This window comes from Streptomyces sp. NPDC053079 (assembly GCF_044546695.1).
In the GTDB taxonomy this organism is placed as follows: domain Bacteria; phylum Actinomycetota; class Actinomycetes; order Streptomycetales; family Streptomycetaceae; genus Streptomyces.
This window is the reverse complement of the sequence record NZ_JBITZJ010000003.1, coordinates 103138-117353: the sequence shown is the minus strand read 5'-3', so window position 1 is coordinate 117353 and position 14216 is coordinate 103138. Positions and strand designations below refer to the sequence as shown.

The window sequence follows — 14216 nt, the reverse complement described above, 5'->3', positions numbered from 1 at the left end:
GTCCCGGATCGTCAGTCCGGGGTATGCACCGGCTCCCCCGTGCGGGGGAACTGGGCCCGCTCCGAGGCCGGGTGCCGCCGCCGTGGGAAGTGGCTCAGTCGGCCTGGCTGTTCGCGCGCTTGGGCAGGAAGAACATCAGGGCCCACATCACGGCGAAGGCGCCTCCGACCCACCAGAGCACGCCGGTGAACGCGGCACGGTTGACTGCGCCCACCACGTCCTTCCCGCGCTGCTGGTGGCGCAGGAAGACGCCGAGCACGAGGACACCGGCGGCGAGCATGGCGAAGCACCACAGCGGCCAGTGGTGGGCGTGGCCCTCGATGAGCGGGAAGACGATCAGCACCACGGCCAGTGCGGACAGCAGCATCGAGCGGCGTCCGAAGCGGTCGGAGAGCGGACCCAGGATCAACTGTCCCAGGCCCATGCCGACCAGGAAGGCCGTGAGGGTGAGCTGGACGCCCGAGGCGTCGGTGTGCAGGTCGCCCGTCATCTGCGGGAAGGCGGGCAGGTACATGTCCGTGGCCCGCGGCATCACGAACGCGAGCAGCACCAGGGCCGCCGTCATCAAAGGCATCGAAGAACTCCGTGGGAAACAGGCGTACGGGCGGCAGCCGCTTCGTCCGTCCCCGCCCGTGGGTGGGGACGGAGCCGGGCGCCTCGGAGCAGGAACTGCTGTCCCGGCTCGAAGCTTCTTGCTGTCGCCGGCGACGACCGTAGGGGGCTTCTTCTGCCGCCGCGTCGGCCTCAGTACTGGAGAAACACCCTCCGTTTGACCTAGGGCAAATAGTGCAGAGCGGCCCAGCGGTCAGCGGACCGGAATGCGCGTCCTACCGGGGAAACGATCGGCGCAAAGGCGCGGGGGAGTCGATAGCTTGCCGGGGGCCACGGCGGAAAACTGTGTGCGCTCGGGTGGACTGGGACGTAATGATGTGGGTATGTCGCGTCCTTTTGAAGAGCTTGTCGCCGAGGCTGAGTCAGTGTCCGTGGACGGTTGGGATTTCTCCTGGCTGGATGGTCGGGCGACCGAGGAACGCCCGTCATGGGGCTATCAGCAGGCGATGAGTCGGCGGCTGGCGGTGGTGCCGGCGGCGCTCGATATTCAGACCGGTGGTGGTGAGGTCCTCGCCGGGGCGGAGAAGCTGCCTCCCACGATGGCCGCGACGGAGTCCTGGCCGCCGAACGTGGCCAAGGCGACCAGTCTGCTGCATCCGCGCGGGGTGGTGGTCGTCGCCGACCCGGACGAGCCGCCGCTGCCGTTCGCCGATGAGGCGTTCGACCTGGTGACCAGCCGGCATCCCGCGACGGTGTGGTGGCCGGAGATCGCACGCGTGCTGCGACCGGGTGGAACGTACTTCGCCCAGCATGTCGGGCCTGCCAGCGTGTGGGAGCTGGTGGAGTACTTCCTGGGGCCGCAGCCCGAGGCGCGCGGGAAGCGGCACCCCGACGACGAGAGCGCGGCGGCGAAGGCCGCCGGCCTGGAGATCGTCGACGTGCGCACGGAACGGCTGAGGATGGAGTTCTTCGACGTCGGCGCCGTGATCTACTTCCTCCGCAAGGTGATTTGGACGGTGCCCGGCTTCACCGTCGAGCAGTACCTCGGCCGCCTGCGCGAGCTGCACGAGAAGATCGAGGCCGAGGGACCGTTCATCGCCCACTCCTCCAGGACCCTCATCGAGGCGCGCAAGCCCGAGCGCGCGTAAGAGCTCGCGGAGACAGGTGTGCTCTCATGGGCGGCGGTTCGGCCGGTTGTCCCAGCGGCGGGTGGTCCATGCCCGGCGCTCCGAGTCATAGCCGGCGTCCAGGTGCACAGTGATGTCGTCGGGCAGCGGCCCGAGGTCGTCTAACACGTCCAGGGCCGGGGGCGAGCAACGAGGGTTCTCAGCTGTGCGTACGGTAGTTTCTGCTGCTGGCCGCCACGTATTCCGACCACGTGGCGACGTCCTTCGGGTCGGGTGCTTTGATCTTCGGGTCGGCGCCGTAGTCCGAGAACTCCTCGGTGATCCGCTGGTCGCCCTTGGCCGTCCGGCCCTTCTCCTCTTCCTTGGCGATGAACCCGTCCTTGTCGATCCAGACGTCGATCTCGGCCTTTTCGATGCCGGCTTTACCGGTCTGCAGGAGGTACAGGTCGCGGCAGTCCTTCGTCATGGCCGGACCCTCGTAGTTCTTCAGGTCGGCGAGGACGACCGTGCCCCGGTAGTGGTCGGTGGCCCGTCCACCCACCGTTTCGCCGCCGATACGCTTGAGGTCCTTGGAAGCGGTCAGCAGGGCGCCGACCCACTTCTTCACTGAGCCCCCGACGCGCCGGCCGGCGTTCTCCTTGGGCGGCGTCGACGGCGAGGCCGCCGGTTTCTTCGCTCCGGAGCCGGGCTCCTCCATGACGAACCAGGACTTGCCCGGCACGTCCTTGGTGGCCAGGTACGACGCGCCGCCCACGGACACCATGTGCGTCTCCGCCGTCTTGACTTCGGACGCCTCGGGCTCGTTCTGGAAGGCCATCTCGGCGCGGGACTCCGGCTCGTCGCCGGTCTTGCCGGTCTCGACGGTCCGGTAGGAGTTCTGCCGGGCCATCTTCTCCATGGCGGCCTTCAGAACGGCGGGTGCGTCAGCACGCTCTCGTGCCGCCGCACTGCCGGGACCGGCGGAAGAGCCGTCCACGGCCGACGCCTTCGTGTCGTGGCCGCCGCAGGCCGCCAGGCTCATGACCAGGGCGGCGCTCGTGGCCGCCATGACGCTCTTACGGATCGCCTTCACGGCTTTTGAAGCCCTTTGTCAGTCCTGAAGTAAAACAGGGGAAGACTACCCTTTTGCCGCTGTCGATTCGAACTTATTGCCGAAAGGTCGTCCCGTCACGCGCAGGCCAAACGAAAAGCGGGTCGGCCCACCCCGGTGGCTTCGAGACCGTCATCGGCGCGAGTAGCACGCTGGACGAGACGGCTGACCGCATCTTGCGCGACTCCGGCCTGGCCTGCCTTCGCACGATCGAGCACTGAACAGCCGAGGCCCGGGGTATGTCTCCCGAGGCCTCGGCTGTGCGTGGTAGGGCTGGTTCACGAACCGGCTGCGACCGTCTCCTTGTTGCAGCCTTCCGATTGCATCCGGCGGTGTCGCGCGGGGGAGGGGAGCGCAACGCGGCAGTGCTCCCAGGGATGGCCGGACGCCTCCACCTCGTGGAAGAGGGGGCCGTAGCCGACCATGTGCCAGCCGTCGCGGCCGGCCTCTTCCAGGGCGGCCATCTCGTTGAACGCGGACAACCCGCTGAGCTTGCGGCGCTTCGGGGCGTTCGGCCCCTCGGCGGGCGGCGCCGACGGGCCCGCGCCCGCGGCCTTGCCCGCGAAGCGCTGCTGGGCGGCCTGACGGCTCACCCCCAGGACGCGGCCCACCGTCTCCCAGCTGTGGCCGGCGGCCCTGGCGCCCTGGACGGCCTCGCGCAGCAGCCGGCTCGCCTCCTCGGCGCCGACGCGCGAGGCGTCCACCAGGCGCAGGTACCCGTGGGCGTCGTGTTCGAGCGAGTCGGCCATGCCGGGACGGACACCAGCAACGTGGTGTCCGCGCCGCGCCGGCCGCGCTCGCCGAGGGCCGCCAGCGGGCGATGGTGCCCGCGAGGCGGAGGGGTATCGCCGGCATCCGGGCGGCCCGACGGAGGACTGGTACTCCGACGTCGCCCAGGGCGTGGCACGTCTACCTCGTGCACATGGACAGGGTCCAGCAACCAGGCTGTACGCACGCGCTCTCCAAAACCGGCGACAGACCCGCATACTCCTCACGCGTCTGGTCGCTGAGGGTGACCCGGCGAAGCCGGGGACAGTGCTGCGCAGCGGCGGCGGAGCGAGGCCGAGTTCGTGGGCCGTTTCGAACGCGGTCCACACGCACGTGTGCGTGTGGACCCGTCCTGATCAGGCGTCCGCCTCGGTCTCCTCGGCCTGCAGCCCGCCGACGGGCTCGTTGGCCAGGAGGTAGTTGGCGCTGTTCGCGCTGGAGTGGGCGCCCCCGGCGGGGCAGCGCCCGTTGTCCGGGAAGCCGTTGAACCACAGGCCGTAACACTTGTTGCACCAGCGTCAGTCGCCGGTCGGGCACTCGAACCGCCGATGTACCGCTGTCTGTCCGCGCAACTGCGCAGGCTCGCCGCGAGGGCCGCTTCCCTGACTTGATCGACACCGTCCACGCCGAAGTCCATGTGCCGTCGGCATGGCCGGGCGCGGGCGCGTTCATGGACGTCCCCAAGCTCTCCCCGCTCGAGGACCGGCACATCAACTTCCGGGGTCGCTACCTGTTCACCATCAAGGCCTGCGGCCTCGGCCGGGGCCTGCACCCTTCCGGGACCCCGGATGCCGCCGAGCACTGACTGCCGACGCACCGGCTGACGTGCGCACACCGCACATGGCGCATCGCTGTGCACGCCGCTGGACCCGATGCCCCACGCTCCGGGAGTGCTCGTGTCGCGGGTTCCGGAGTTCTCGCGAGGGTCCCTGCGCACGCACCATGTGTGGGGGTCGTTGTCGGGGAGTCGGATATCGGCTGTGATCTTGAAGCCGCGGTGCAGGGTCGAACCCCCGCGTATGCAGACGTGCAGCCGACGGCTTCGCCGATGTCACGGGTGTCGTCGAGGGTGCGACCTCGGAACTCCCACGACCTGCGGGCTGGTCCTCTGGGTTCGACCTGGCACGGAGAGTTTCACGGTCATGCCTCTCCTGCTGTACGCGCCGCAGCGACCACGGCCTCATACACCTCCAGCGCCGGCTGGGGCTCGCGGCCCAGGAGCGTGCGCAGGGCGTTGTCCTCGATCCCGCTGCCGTCCAGGAAGCCCCCGGCGATCACCGAGTACGTGCCCACCAGCATCGGCACCTGGTACGGCAGCGCCTGGCCGGCCTCGGTGATCGCCTCACGGGCCGCGCCGAGCGAGGAGGGCTCGTACGAGCCGCCGATCGCGGCAGCCAGCTCGGCGCCGCCCAGGGCCCGCTCGCCGACGAGCTCGTACACCCGCCCCGCGTGCCGTTCCGGCTCGGCCGCCACCCGGGCCGCCACCGCCGCGAGGTCTGCGCGGGCCACCGCGGCCAGGCGGCCCTCGCCCAGCGGCGCCGCGATCGTCCCGTCGGGGCCCGGAGCCGCGATACCGGCGAGGAACTCGGCGTAAAGCCCGTTGCGCAGGATCGTCCACGCCAGCGGGCTGCGCTCGAGGCGGCGTTCGGTCCAGCGGTGGGCGAGCGCGTAGGCCAGGTGGTCGCCGTCGCCGCTGAGGCTGGTGTAGACGATGTGCCGCACGCCCGCTCTCTCGGCCGCCGATATCGCCGCGTCGTGGCGGGCGATGACGACGTCGTCCTCGCCGTACCCGGCGGAGATGAGCAGCAGGGTGTTCACCCCGGCGAAGTCGAGCGAGGACGGGTCGTCGAAGTCGACGCGCCGCTCCGCGGTGGAGCGGGGGGTGCGGGTGCCGAGGACGACGTCGTCCCGCCCGGCCAGTTCGTCGGCGACGAGCTGTCCGAGCGCGCCGCCTGCACCGGTTACCAGAATCATTGAGATCTCCCTCCTGAGCTGTGTGTTTCCATCATGGGGAGTGAGTTTCGATCGCATAAGGAGGCACTTTGATGTCAGTAGGGCACACCGCGGTAACCACCCCGGTGCCGGACGAGCCCGTGATCGTCTGCGAGACGCCGCAGGACGAGTGCGGTGTGAGGGACGTGCTGGACCGGCTCGGCGACAAGTGGTCCGTTTACGTGGTGGTCGAGCTCGCCTCCGGCATACGGCGGTTCAAGGAGCTGCAGCGCGCCATCCCGGGCAATATCTCGCAGCGTATGCTCACGCTCACCGTCCGGCGTCTGGAGCGCGACGGGGTGGTGAAGCGGACCGTGTATCCCACCGTGCCGCCCCAGGTCGAGTACGAACTGACGGAAATGGGTCACAGTCTCACCCACCTCGTCAAGGCCCTTGCGGACTGGTCGATCGCCCACCGGCCCTTCATCGCCGCCTCGCGGGCGGCCTGGGACGCCGCTCACCCGGAGCCGACTGCTGGTGAATGAACGGCGGCCCGTGGCCGCCCGCCCGGGGTGCTCCGAGCGCCGAGGGCGGTCGAGCCTGGGCGAACGCTCAGCGCGGTGGAGAGTGAACAGCGCGCGGCGCCGGGCGGCGGCGTATGAGGTGGCCGGTCGGCGTGGCCCAGGTGGCTGTTCATGGGAACCGTTCGCGGGCCCTGCGGGCCCGCGAGCTGCAGCTCGCCATCGTGTCCCTCGCGTCCCTTGCCACGGTGTCTGGCGTGGCGCCTGCTCAGCGGGGCAAGCGCCGTGCTCGCCTCGCCTGCCCATGCCGACAGCACCGATGACGGCCCGCAGGTGATGGTCAGCGCACAGCAGTGCGTCGACAGCGGCGGCCGCATCCGGCAGATCTTCTGGATTCCCCCGATGTACATGTGCGTCGGCGGCCCGCACAACGGAGAGGCCATCACCAGCTGGTGACAGTCGGGCCCCCACCAGCCGACACTCCGCGCCCCCGTGCCTTCTTCACGAGGCTGTTGCCGAACTGGTCCGGCACCGCCGGAGGCTGCCGCTGGGACAACGCCGGGCCTTGGGTGAGGACCGGATCCAGGAAGCGACGCGGTCGGCATGCCCGCGGTCCCCGCGGGGTGCCGTAGGTGCTGTGTGCCTGGCATCTCGCCGCGCGCGGCAACTGGTCTCGGCGCCCGGCTGGTTGTCCTCCCCGGTGTCGAGCCGCTGCCGAGCCGGTGCCGGGTTGGCCGCCCCCGGCCATCGACCGCGAGCAGTACCGCCTGCGGAAAACAGCACATTGGGGTGAGAGTCAGCAGCCCGAGGCAGGAGGGTAGTTCAGGCTCACACGGTTGGCTCAGCGGGGTGGATGATGCGTAGTCCGGCAAAGTCCTGGGGCTCGGCTTCGCTGCCGCCCAGGGCGAAGGCGAGGGGAACGACCACGACCCCGTAGAGGAAACCGCCCAGCCACCGGCCGGCGGCCTGGTGCAGCCGGGGCCGGCCACCGTCCGCGCGGCGGACCACGTACGTGCCCACCAGCGCCTTGCCCACGCTCCGGCGGACAAGCATGACCAAAGCCACGTGGTTGAGAAAGGAAGCAGCCAGGCCGCCGGCCAGGATGCTGGCCCACAGCGCAGACACAGCGGGAAATGGGGTGTCGGCGTTGATGGCGTGTGACACCAGGAAGGCAAAACCCACACCCAGCCCACAGGCAACGGAGAGGGCTCCGTCAATCACAGCCGCCGCGTAGCGCCGCCCCAGGCTCGCCGGCCGGACGCCGCGCACCGCCGTGCTCACACGCTCCCCCTCACCTGAACGATCAGTCGCCCAACGACCGTATCGCACGACAGGTTGCCGGCTCTTGCGACGGTGCCCTCTTCGGCTGGGGCGCGGCCGTGGTCGGTCAGAGCACCCTGCGCCTGTGTGGCACGAGAGGTGTCGCCGGAATCCGGGAGGGGGCGGCGAGGGGAGGGAGATAGGTCGTTGATCGACATATGTAGATCAACGACCTATGGTGTCCTCATGGCTGACCGACCAATGCAGGAGCCCACTCTGTTGCTCCTGACCGCGTTGAGTGATGAACCGCGCCACGGCTACGCGATCGTGCAGGAGGTGCTGGCGATCTCCGGGGGACGGGTGAGATTGCGGACGGGGACGTTGTACGCGGCTCTCGACCGGCTGGTGCAGGAGGAGTTGATCGAGGTGTACTGCGAGGAGGTCGTCGACGGGCGGCTGCGGCGGAGTTACACGCTCACCGGCGGCGGGCGAGTGCGGCTCGCCGCGGAGGCCGACCGGTTGCGGGCGGTGGCGAACGAGGCGCAGCGGCGGCTCGGGCTCGCCGGCGGCTTCGGGACCGCCGGCTCGTCCGTGCCGAAGGGGGCCACCGCATGAGCCGGCCGCCCCTGGCGCTGATGCTCTACCCGCGCGCGTACCGCCAGGCGTACGGCGACGAGATCGCCGCCCACTTCGCCGAGTCCACCGCGGGCGCCTCCCGGGCCTGGCAGTGGTACGAGGGAGCGGACCTGGCCGGGCACGCGGTGCGCATGCGGCTGCGGCTGACCTCGGCCGGCCCCGCCGGGCGGGTGCTGGCCGCTGCCGCGCCGTACGCGGCGGTGGGCTCGGCCGTGTACGCGGCGCTGGCCTTCGCGCAGTTGGCGATGAGGGTGGTGGTCCATGTCCTGCCGGATGGGCCGGACGGTTTCACCCTCGGGCTGCTGGTGACGGCGGACCTGACGCTGGCCGCGGCCGGCGGGGCGACCCTGGCAGGGCGCTGGCGCGCCGCGCGTGTGCTCACCGTGCTCGGCACGGTCGCTCTGGCCGTGCAGCAGGTGTTCGGGGACATGTACGTCCTCGACGGGACGGGCAGGATGCTGTCGGCCGTCCTCGCCCTCGTCATGGTGCTGGGCTGTCCGCCGGACACCCCGCCGGTCGGGCGGGCGGTGCGCAGGGGTGCGGCGGTGTACGCCGCGGCTGCCTTCCTGCCTCTGTTCGGGCTGCTGGTCACGGGATCGGCGCTGTTGTTCCTCAGTCTCCACTGGTCGGTACTGCCTGTGCTGGCCCTGGCCGCCGCCCTCGTGATCACGGGCCCCCGTGCCGAGGGGCCCGGCGCCCATGCGGCGGGGACGGCTCTCGCGGCGCTGCCCTGGCTCACCTACAACTTCCAGGTCCTCCATTGGGAGCTGGATGCCGTGGGGCTGTGCCTCGCCGTGCTGGCCGGGGGAGCCTTCCTCGCCTGGGCGCGGGGGTGGCTCGTCCGCCACAAGGCGGCGGCCCGCGGCCGGTGAAGCCGCTATCGCCCTCTGTATGGGTATATGCGATGATCTGCCCATGGGGACTCGTGGGAAGAGGTGCAAGCGCTGCGGGCAAGCCAGCCGTTCGTGGCGGCGTACCTGTAAGTCGTGTCGGGCGCGGATCGATCGGGGTGATCTGGCGGGTGATGCCGCCGAGGCAGCAGTCGATTTGGGGGCTCTGGGCTGGATAGTGCGTGGCATACGCGCCCTGGCCAAGGCCGTGCTGGACTGACGTCGGACAGATGGCAATGCCCCGCTCTCCTCAAGGAGAGCGGGGCATTGCCACGCAGTGCGCGGCGGCATAGCCGTCGAGCGGCGGTTCGGGACTCCGCTCGGGCTGGGGTCGACGAGGCCCGAGCTGCTCGAGGGCGGCCATGTCGCCGGCCGCAGCACGGGTACAGGGCCTCGCGGCGCAGGCACGTTCCAACCCTCACTGCCCCGTCAGGGCTCGTGTCCCAGGCACACAACGTTCCCGTAGCGCGGTGAGTTCAGCCGCCGGCAGCCGCAGAGAGGCGCCCCGGCGGCTGCCGTCGAGGCGCGCGCTTCCGGCGTCGAGCCATTGCGGGAACGGCTCGACGCCGATGAAGTCCGCCAGTCGCGTCAGCTCCTTGCGGGGCTCGTCGAGCAGGTCCTCGTAGGCGAGCGTGGTCCGCATCGGTGCGGGCACCGCACTGAGGTGGTCCACGCCCCGGGCGATGAGCTCCGACCACAGGGCTCCGAATCGAGTCAGCGGCAGGTCGCGGTCCAGCACGAGCGCAGAGTCGAATCGCTCCGCCAGCAGTTCCGACAGCTCGGGCGGCAGGGAACGGATCTGGTCCTCGGTCAGATCGCCGGGACGCTCGACACCGGTCCGCGCGGCGATTTCCCGCATCAGGAGGATCAGCCGGTAGCCCGTGTGCCGGCTCATGGACAGGGCGCAGTCGGGCCCGTTCCTGAACAGGTGCACGAAGCGCGCCTGTGGGAAGGCCCTGCGCAGGAGCGGCACCCGCTCCGTCGAATAGCCGGATCGCTCGACGACCGCTGTGCGCCCGAATCGCGCGCACAACAGGCCGAACAGAGCCGTGTAATGCCTTGCGGCAGTACGGTCCGGCCAGCGGCAGACCTGCTTCTCGAGCTCGTCGAAGAGCCCGTCCGGGTCGTCGGTGAGGTGCGGAAGCACCATCAGGGAGAGGGCGGGGATACCGGTGGTCTCCGTCGCGAATCGTCCGGGCCGGCGGGTGTAGACGAACTCCGGCATCGGCACCCCGCTGCGGATCATGCGCTCGAACAGCGGATTGGGGTCGGCGAGCAGCCGCCAGAACTCCCCACCGCCGAGAAGGCCCTCGGGAAAGCCCCGGCTCTGCACCGACGACAGCAGCTCGTTGAGGCTGAGCACGTCCGGATGCGCGTTGACGATGCCGGACAGCGCGGTCGACCCACTGCGGCCTGTACCGACGACGAACGTCAGGGTGCGCATGTGGACATTCCCCTCCGACGACGGACCCGTGCTGATCGCGAACAGGCTTCCCCCGACGCCGCCACCGTACGCGCCCGTTCACCGCAGGCTCATTCGGGCCGCGCTCCCGCGGGTGAATCGTGCGGACAGTGGCAAAAGGGACTCTCCGCTCCTGCTGTCCTAGTCGCACCCCGTGATGAAGCGGGGCGCATCCGCGGTAGGAGGGGCTATGCGGCTCACACGATGCTCGTCAGGGGAAAGCGCATCTACAGGGCGAAGAGCTGCACGGCAGCCGGCGGCGCTCGCCGCAGCAGTGGTGTTCGGCCTAGCCGGTGCCGGCGGTGCCATCGCCGCCGACCGGGTGCAGGGGGCGGTGCTGTTCTGCTTCGGCGATATCACCGTGAACGTCAACGAGTTGTCCGGGGGAGTCTCCGGCAGCGGCAGTCTCACATGCGACGAGCCCGGCGGCCCCCGGCATAGTGCCACCATCCGTATGTCGGGCTCTGTGCTGAGCACCAGCGGGCTGATCACCGAGACCGTCACCAGTGACACCATCACCTACGACGACGGCCAGGTGTCGGACCTAGGTGTGAACAGGCGGCTGGAGAAGCTCTCCAACAGCACCCACGGCAACGCCCGAGGTACCGGCAGTGGAAGGGGCAACAGCGGCCGTTTCGTCGACGCGGGCGAAAACGAGCAGGCGAGCGGCACGTTCGCCATCGGAGTCGCCGGTACGACGACGTACCGATTCGGCGACGTCAGTCTGGGCCTGTCCCGGTAAGCACTTCCGCACTTCCGCACTTCCGCACTTTGTCACTTCCGCACGTCCACGACGTCACCTCCAAGCGAGAACTCAGTGGCGAGCCCGGGCCTCCACAGACGAACATGGAACGCATGAGCGATCAACCCGCGCGATGGACCCAGGCGACCGTCTACCCCGACATGTGGGCCGATCCGGACGACGACCCCCGCAACAGCGAAGGTCCCAGTCCGGACGGCGAGCTTGCGACGCTGCAGGACTTCCTGACGAACTACCGCTTGACCCTGCGGATGAAGTGCGAGGGCCTGGACGCGGAGCAACTGGCCCGTCGGTCGGTTCCGCCGTCGACGATGTCGCTGCTCGGCCTGGTCCGGCACCTCGCCGAGGTGGAACGGGACTGGCGCAACTGGATCAGCGACGGTGACCCGCTGCCGAAGCTGTACGGCGAGCGTGACGCGGACTTCGACGGAGCCGTCGGCGAGCAGGCCGTGGTGGACGCCGCGTACCTCGATCTGGAGCGCGAGCAGGCCGCGACCGACGCCGCGCTGGCCGAGCACCCGGACCTGGGCGAGCGTGTGGGGAAGGACAGGATCGCGGTGCGGGAGTTGATGGTGCACAGGATCGAGGAGTATGCCCGTCACTGCGGGCAGGCCGACCTGTTGCGCGAGTGCATCGACGGAAGGGTGGGCCAGTAACGAGGGCCGGGGTTCACGCCCGCCCCCGCCGGCGCGTCACCTCGAAGTGAGGCTGCGGTCCAGCCGGGCGTGGGGCGCGGCGGTGTTTGTATGTCTATAGGGCGCCGACGGCGTGCGCCTTCTCTGCGCTTGGTACAGGGCTCAACTATGAGCGGAAGGTGATGGTCCTGTTCCGGACTGCCTTCCGCTGTGCCGGTTCAACACCTGCGGCCTGTTCGTGGTGTTGCCCGGCATGAGTGTGCGCGTGTCCCAGGTCCCGTCGCATGAGCAGCGGTAGCCCCCTTCTGCGGCTGTGACCGTTCGGGCGCCCGCGCATCACGAGCAAGGGGATGAGTGCCGTGATCACTGTCCCAGGCGGCCAGGCTGCCGACCGGGGATGTGTCCGGCCCGCCCGGTCGGGCCGGTGCTGTCCCACCGCGCTCGGCGACCTCGACCCCGTGACCGTCCGCGAACACACCACCGTGCCCGGGCCGGTGACCTTCGGGCTGCCTGCGGCGGTGAGGGCCCGATGAGCGCCCGACCCGTGCCCACGCCCCGCCCGCCTTCCCAGCCCCGTACCGGATCCGGGAACCGGGCACCCGTCGGGGGCACCACGCCTCTTGCCGGCGAGGGGATCTCGCCCGCGCGCTTTCCTCTCCTGTCCGCGCTCACAGCACCGGAGGACCTGCGTGGTCTCGCACAGGAGGAACTGTCGGCGCTGGCGGGGGAGATCCGGGCGTTCCTGATCGACAAGGTCTGCGCGACGGGCGGGCATCTGGGTCCGAACCTCGGCGTGGTGGAACTGTCCATCGCTCTCCACCGGGTGTTCGACTCCCCACGCGACACGGTGCTGTTCGACATCGGTCACCAGGGATACGTCCACAAGCTCCTCACCGACCGTGCCAGGGGTTTCGACCGGCTGCGGCAGGCGGGCGGTCTGTCCGGATACCTCTCTCGCGAGGAGTCGCCGCACGACGTCATCGAGAACTCCCACGCCTCGACCGTCCTGTCCTACGCCGACGGCCTGGCCAAAGCCCGTCACCTGTCCGGCGAAGCCGACCGGAACGTGGTCGCCGTCGTCGGCGACGGGGCCCTGACGGGCGGGATGTCCTGGGAGGCGCTCAACAACCTCGGCGGCAGCCCGGACCGGCCGTTGGTGATCGTGCTGAACGACAACACGCGCTCCTACGCTCCCACTGTCGGCGCCCTCGCCGACCACCTCCAGCACCTGCGCTCCACCACCCCCGACAGAGACCAGGGCAGCCCGGGGCTCCACAGCCCGCACGCCGCGGGTGGCAGTGCGCCACCGGGGCCGATGACGGCGGCCCGCAACCTCTTCCGCCTGCTGGGCTTCGCCTACCTCGGCCCCGTCGACGGCCATCACCTGCCGTCCCTGGAAGAGGCCCTGACCAGGGCGCGGGATCTGCGCCGCCCGGTGGTCGTCCATGCGGTCACCGTCAAAGGGCGCGGCTACGCCCCGGCCGAGGCGGACACAGAGGACTGCATGCACGCGGTCGGTGTCCTGGACCCCGCCACCGGACAGCCGGCCCGGGCAGGCGGCGGACGGTCGTGGACGAGTGTGTTCGCCGGTGAACTGTGCGAGCTGGGGGAGCGGCACGAGCAGATCGTGGCGATCACTGCGGCCATGCCGGGCCCCACGGGCCTCGCCCGCTTCGCCGAACGCTTCCCGCACCGGTTCTTCGATGTCGGGATCGCCGAGCAGCACGCGGTGACCTCCGCCGCCGGCCTCGCACTGGGCGGCTTCCACCCGGTCGTCGCCGTGTACGCCACGTTCCTCGGCCGCGCCTTCGACCAGGTCCTCATGGACGTCGCCCTGCACCGGCTGCCGGTCACCTTCGTCCTCGACCGCGCGGGCGTCACCGGCCCCGACGGGCCGTCGCACCACGGAATGTGGGACCTGACCCTCCTGGGTACGGTGCCCGGGATGCGGGTGGGGGTACCACGGGACGCCGCACGGCTGCGCGAGCTCCTCGGCGAGGCCGTAGCGCACACCGCCGGCCCGACCGCGTTGCGCTTTCCCAAGGCCGCGGTCGCCGACGACATCCACGCCGTGAAGCGCGAGGGCCCCGTCGACGTCCTTCACTGTTCCGGAACCCGGGATGTGCTGGTGGTGGCGGTGGGCCCGCTGGCCCAGCCGGCGGTGGAGGCCGCCCGTTCCCTGGACGGGCAGGGCACAGGCGTGACCGTCGCCGATCCCCGCTGGGTGCTGCCCGTACCGGCGGAACTCATCGAGCTCGCAGCCACACACCGGCTGGTGGTGACGGTGGAGGACAACACACGTGCCGGGGGAGTGGGCACCGCGGTGGCCCGGGCCGTGGCCGATGCCGGCTCCCGCACCCCGGTACGGGTGCTGGGTCTGCCGGGGCGCTTCCTCGCCCACGGCACCCGTGCCGACATCCTTGCCGCTGCCGGCCTCACCGCCCAAGGCATCGCCTACTCCGTCCTGCGCGCCCGCGCCGACCTCCCCGCTCATGAAGGGAGGCAGTGATGTCCGCCCGGCGGGCCTTCCGGCGGATTCCCGACGGTTCCCTCCGGCCGCCCGGCCACCGTGCCCCTTTCCAA

15 protein-coding genes and 1 pseudogene are annotated in these 14216 nt (G+C 70.4%); 9 read left to right on the top strand and 7 right to left on the bottom strand.

Features of this window, described 5'->3' with window-relative positions:
* Window positions 1–94: 94 nt before the first annotated feature.
* On the bottom strand, window positions 95–574 hold the full coding sequence (locus ACIGXW_RS12735) for an MFS transporter (protein WP_399572614.1): 480 nt from the start codon (window positions 572–574) through the stop codon (window positions 95–97).
* 361 nt (window positions 575–935) lie between these two features.
* Here ACIGXW_RS12735 and ACIGXW_RS12730 point away from each other — a divergent pair, with 361 nt between their 5' ends.
* The gene (locus tag ACIGXW_RS12730; RefSeq protein WP_399572612.1) at window positions 936–1700 is read left to right on the top strand and encodes a class I SAM-dependent methyltransferase; all 765 of its coding nucleotides are present in this window, start codon (window positions 936–938) and stop codon (window positions 1698–1700) included.
* Window positions 1701–1775: 75 nt separating this feature from the next.
* Here ACIGXW_RS12730 and ACIGXW_RS12725 read toward each other — a convergent pair.
* The 3 genes and pseudogenes from ACIGXW_RS12725 to ACIGXW_RS12715 all read right to left on the bottom strand — a co-directional run.
* Window positions 1776–1859 (bottom strand): annotated as a pseudogene (locus tag ACIGXW_RS12725) (IS5/IS1182 family transposase); the annotation flags it as partial.
* A 19-nt stretch (window positions 1860–1878) separates the two neighbouring features.
* Window positions 1879–2751 (bottom strand): hypothetical protein, encoded by an 873-nt coding sequence (locus ACIGXW_RS12720; RefSeq protein WP_399572610.1) that lies wholly within the window; start codon window positions 2749–2751, stop codon window positions 1879–1881.
* Between the two features lie 296 nt (window positions 2752–3047).
* A complete protein-coding gene (locus ACIGXW_RS12715) occupies window positions 3048–3518 on the bottom strand; it encodes a hypothetical protein (RefSeq protein ID WP_399572608.1) in 471 nt (156 codons plus the stop codon).
* Between the two features lie 626 nt (window positions 3519–4144).
* Here ACIGXW_RS12715 and ACIGXW_RS12710 point away from each other — a divergent pair.
* Window positions 4145–4342 (top strand): hypothetical protein, encoded by a 198-nt coding sequence (locus ACIGXW_RS12710; RefSeq protein WP_399572606.1) that lies wholly within the window; start codon window positions 4145–4147, stop codon window positions 4340–4342.
* A gap of 335 nt (window positions 4343–4677) precedes the next feature.
* On the opposite strand, the gene ACIGXW_RS12705 is transcribed toward ACIGXW_RS12710, so the two are convergent.
* On the bottom strand, window positions 4678–5511 hold the full coding sequence (locus ACIGXW_RS12705) for an NAD(P)H-binding protein (protein ID WP_399572604.1): 834 nt from the start codon (window positions 5509–5511) through the stop codon (window positions 4678–4680).
* Window positions 5512–5582: 71 nt separating this feature from the next.
* Between ACIGXW_RS12705 and ACIGXW_RS12700 the strand changes: the two genes are divergently transcribed.
* Both ACIGXW_RS12700 and ACIGXW_RS12695 read left to right on the top strand, forming a co-directional pair.
* Window positions 5583–6014 (top strand): winged helix-turn-helix transcriptional regulator, encoded by a 432-nt coding sequence (locus ACIGXW_RS12700; RefSeq protein WP_399572602.1) that lies wholly within the window; start codon window positions 5583–5585, stop codon window positions 6012–6014.
* Between the two features lie 261 nt (window positions 6015–6275).
* Window positions 6276–6446, top strand: a complete 171-nt coding sequence (locus ACIGXW_RS12695; RefSeq protein ID WP_399572600.1) for a hypothetical protein — start codon at window positions 6276–6278, stop codon at window positions 6444–6446.
* A gap of 372 nt (window positions 6447–6818) precedes the next feature.
* Here ACIGXW_RS12695 and ACIGXW_RS12690 read toward each other — a convergent pair whose 3' ends face one another.
* Window positions 6819–7271, bottom strand: a complete 453-nt coding sequence (locus tag ACIGXW_RS12690; RefSeq protein WP_399572598.1) for an RDD family protein — start codon at window positions 7269–7271, stop codon at window positions 6819–6821.
* Window positions 7272–7496: 225 nt separating this feature from the next.
* Between ACIGXW_RS12690 and ACIGXW_RS12685 the strand changes: the two genes are divergently transcribed.
* Together ACIGXW_RS12685 and ACIGXW_RS12680 are read left to right on the top strand one after the other, a co-directional pair.
* Window positions 7497–7865 (top strand): PadR family transcriptional regulator, encoded by a 369-nt coding sequence (locus tag ACIGXW_RS12685; protein ID WP_399572596.1) that lies wholly within the window; start codon window positions 7497–7499, stop codon window positions 7863–7865.
* The gene (locus ACIGXW_RS12680) at window positions 7862–8758 is read left to right on the top strand and encodes a hypothetical protein (protein ID WP_399572594.1); all 897 of its coding nucleotides are present in this window, start codon (window positions 7862–7864) and stop codon (window positions 8756–8758) included. Before ACIGXW_RS12685 ends, ACIGXW_RS12680 begins: the two co-directional genes overlap by 4 nt.
* Window positions 8759–9194: 436 nt before the next feature.
* Here the strand turns inward: ACIGXW_RS12680 and ACIGXW_RS12675 are convergent, their stop codons facing one another.
* Window positions 9195–10220: a sulfotransferase gene (locus tag ACIGXW_RS12675; RefSeq protein WP_399572592.1), complete on the bottom strand. Its 1026-nt coding sequence runs from the start codon at window positions 10218–10220 to the stop codon at window positions 9195–9197.
* A 295-nt stretch (window positions 10221–10515) separates the two neighbouring features.
* On the opposite strand from ACIGXW_RS12675, the gene ACIGXW_RS12670 reads away from it, so the two are divergent.
* The 3 genes from ACIGXW_RS12670 to dxs all read left to right on the top strand — a co-directional run bounded on the left by ACIGXW_RS12670 (window position 10516) and on the right by dxs (window position 14142).
* On the top strand, window positions 10516–10980 hold the full coding sequence (locus ACIGXW_RS12670; protein ID WP_399572590.1) for a hypothetical protein: 465 nt from the start codon (window positions 10516–10518) through the stop codon (window positions 10978–10980).
* Window positions 10981–11084: 104 nt separating this feature from the next.
* On the top strand, window positions 11085–11654 hold the full coding sequence (locus tag ACIGXW_RS12665; protein ID WP_399572588.1) for a DinB family protein: 570 nt from the start codon (window positions 11085–11087) through the stop codon (window positions 11652–11654).
* A gap of 508 nt (window positions 11655–12162) precedes the next feature.
* Entirely contained in the window at window positions 12163–14142 is a 1980-nt protein-coding gene (gene dxs / locus ACIGXW_RS12660; RefSeq protein ID WP_399572586.1) for a 1-deoxy-D-xylulose-5-phosphate synthase, read from the top strand.
* The last annotated feature ends 74 nt before the right edge of the window (window positions 14143–14216 follow it).

What these genes read in the sequence shown, in the direction of transcription:
- ACIGXW_RS12735 (WP_399572614.1), bottom strand. Translation starts at nt 574, where the DNA reads ATGCCTTTGATGACGGCGGCCCTGGTGCTGCTCGCGTTCGTGATGCCG.
- ACIGXW_RS12730 (WP_399572612.1), top strand. Translation starts at nt 936, where the DNA reads ATGTCGCGTCCTTTTGAAGAGCTTGTCGCCGAGGCTGAGTCAGTGTCC.
- ACIGXW_RS12715 (WP_399572608.1), bottom strand. Translation starts at nt 3,518, where the DNA reads ATGGCCGACTCGCTCGAACACGACGCCCACGGGTACCTGCGCCTGGTG.
- ACIGXW_RS12705 (WP_399572604.1), bottom strand. Translation starts at nt 5,511, where the DNA reads ATGATTCTGGTAACCGGTGCAGGCGGCGCGCTCGGACAGCTCGTCGCC.
- ACIGXW_RS12700 (WP_399572602.1), top strand. Translation starts at nt 5,583, where the DNA reads ATGTCAGTAGGGCACACCGCGGTAACCACCCCGGTGCCGGACGAGCCC.
- ACIGXW_RS12685 (WP_399572596.1), top strand. Translation starts at nt 7,497, where the DNA reads ATGGCTGACCGACCAATGCAGGAGCCCACTCTGTTGCTCCTGACCGCG.
- ACIGXW_RS12680 (WP_399572594.1), top strand. Translation starts at nt 7,862, where the DNA reads ATGAGCCGGCCGCCCCTGGCGCTGATGCTCTACCCGCGCGCGTACCGC.
- ACIGXW_RS12675 (WP_399572592.1), bottom strand. Translation starts at nt 10,220, where the DNA reads ATGCGCACCCTGACGTTCGTCGTCGGTACAGGCCGCAGTGGGTCGACC.
- ACIGXW_RS12665 (WP_399572588.1), top strand. Translation starts at nt 11,085, where the DNA reads ATGGAACGCATGAGCGATCAACCCGCGCGATGGACCCAGGCGACCGTC.
- dxs (WP_399572586.1), top strand. Translation starts at nt 12,163, where the DNA reads ATGAGCGCCCGACCCGTGCCCACGCCCCGCCCGCCTTCCCAGCCCCGT.